The organism is Peribacillus sp. NPDC058002 (genome assembly GCF_042886655.1).
GTDB classification, from domain to species: Bacteria; Bacillota; Bacilli; order Bacillales; family DSM-1321; genus Peribacillus; species Peribacillus aracenensis.
The window spans coordinates 1-1,951 of record NZ_JBHVQU010000439.1; the positions used below are offsets into that span (position 1 = coordinate 1).

2 protein-coding genes are annotated in these 1,951 nt (G+C 44.4%); both read right to left on the bottom strand.

What is annotated here, in order from left to right; all coding sequences use genetic code 11:
* Positions 1-184: 184 nt before the first annotated feature.
* Positions 185-1,063 (bottom strand): branched-chain amino acid ABC transporter permease, encoded by an 879-nt coding sequence (locus tag ACFVSH_RS26070; RefSeq protein ID WP_098369668.1) that lies wholly within the window; start codon positions 1,061-1,063, stop codon positions 185-187.
* A 76-nt stretch (positions 1,064-1,139) separates the two neighbouring features.
* Positions 1,140-1,951, bottom strand: an 812-nt coding sequence (locus ACFVSH_RS26075) for an ABC transporter substrate-binding protein (protein ID WP_387708690.1), incomplete at its 5' end; no start/stop codon positions are given.

The following is a 1,951-nucleotide window of genomic DNA, read 5'->3' on the forward strand; positions in this document are numbered from 1 at the left end:
GATTAAATGAAGGCTCGTCGCCAGCATGATATTGATGCCGATGAACATGAGCGTGTTGATATAAAATGGATTGAGGATACCGTGTGAAATGGTATACTGCATGATTCCGAAAAAAATAAGTGCGAGCACGATCGAGAGCCAAAAACCCTTTGAATTCTTTAAAGTAGTCATCGCCATGTCTCCCCTATACTTTTTCTCTTTTATTTTTACCGAACAGTCCCTGCGGCAAGAAAATCAAAATCAAGATAAGTACGACGAAAGCCACACCATCGCGCCATAATGAGTAACCGGCTGCACTGACCAAAGCTTCGATCACCCCAAGCAGCAGACCGCCGACCATCGCTCCCGGAATGATGCCGATGCCGCCCAAGACGGCTGCAACAAATGCTTTAAGGCCAGGAAGGACACCCATCAACGGTTCGATTTTAATATAGTAGATTCCAAAAATGACACCGGCCGCCCCTGCAAGGGCCGAACCTATGGCGAACGTAGCTGAAATCGTATTATTCACATTGATTCCCATCAGCTTTGCCGCTTCGGAATCGAATGAAACGGCACGCATCGCTTTGCCGATTTTGGTTTTATGGACAACGAATTGTAGGATGATCATTAATATGATGGAAACAGATAAGATCAATATCGATTGACTGCTGATGGAAACTCCCAATATATCGAGTTTATCCATCGGAAGGACATTATTTGGATAGGCTTCCGGCTGGGCGCCCCGGATGTAAATCAGCCCATTTTCAATAAGAAGGGAAACACCGATGGCCGTTATCAAGGCCGCAATCCGTGTTGCATTACGAAGGGGTTTGTAAGCAATGCGTTCAATTAAAACGCCAAAGATGGCACATGTGACCATCGAAATCAATAAAGCCGGGATGAAGGATAAGTCCATTACGGTAATGGCGTAAAACCCTACAAATGAACCGACCATGAATACGTCTCCATGGGCGAAGTTTATGAGCTTGACGATTCCATATACCATCGTATAACCAAGCGCGATCAAAGCATAAATGCTTCCGAGTGAAATGCCATTTACCAATTGCTGAATCAGTTCCATATTGCACTCTCCCCGTTAAGGTGTTTTTTAAGTGAATATAGAATAGGGGGAACTTGCCCCCTATCCACGTTAGGTATTATGGATTGATTTTTGTCTTGAACGTTTGTTTGCCATCTACATATTCCAGAATGGTCGCCGATTTGATCGGATCATGATTTTCATCAAGGTTCAGTGTTCCGGAAACTAATTGAAGATCTTTGACATCTTCCAATGCTTGTCTGATTTTTTCAGGAGAAGCATCTCCAGATCTCTTGATGGCATCGGCCAGGTAGTACCCAGTGTCATAGCCAAGTGCGGCAAAGGCATCTGGTGTTTTACCGTATTCCTTTTGGAAGGCTGCAACGAAATCCTGGATTTTAGCATCTTCATCTTCCGGGGAATAGTGATTCGTGATATAGGTATTTTTTAAAGCAGCCGCTCCGGCAATTTCAACGACCTTCGGGGAATCCCAGCCGTCCCCGCCCATGAATGGAAGGTCTATGCCGTCTTCACGTGCCTGTTTTAAGATCAATCCAACTTCTTCATAATAACCAGGAAGGAAAACGAACTCCGGTTTTGCGGATTTGATACGTGTCAATGTAGAACGGAAATCAGTATCTTTCGTTACATAAGCTTCTTCCGCCACGATTTTACCGCCCTTGGCAGTGAACGCTTCTTTAAAAGCCGCGGCCAGTCCTTTAGAATAATCACTTGCGCTATCCACATAGATCGCAGCCGTCTTTGCCCCTATTTCGTCAGATGCGAAATTGGCTGCCACTGTACCTTGGAATGGATCGATAAAGCAAGTTCTGAACACATAATCATTTAATTTTCCAGCTTTGTTTGTAATGTCGGGATTTGTTGCAGTTGGTGTGAGTAGAGGAACTTTATTATCTTGTGCGACTTCTG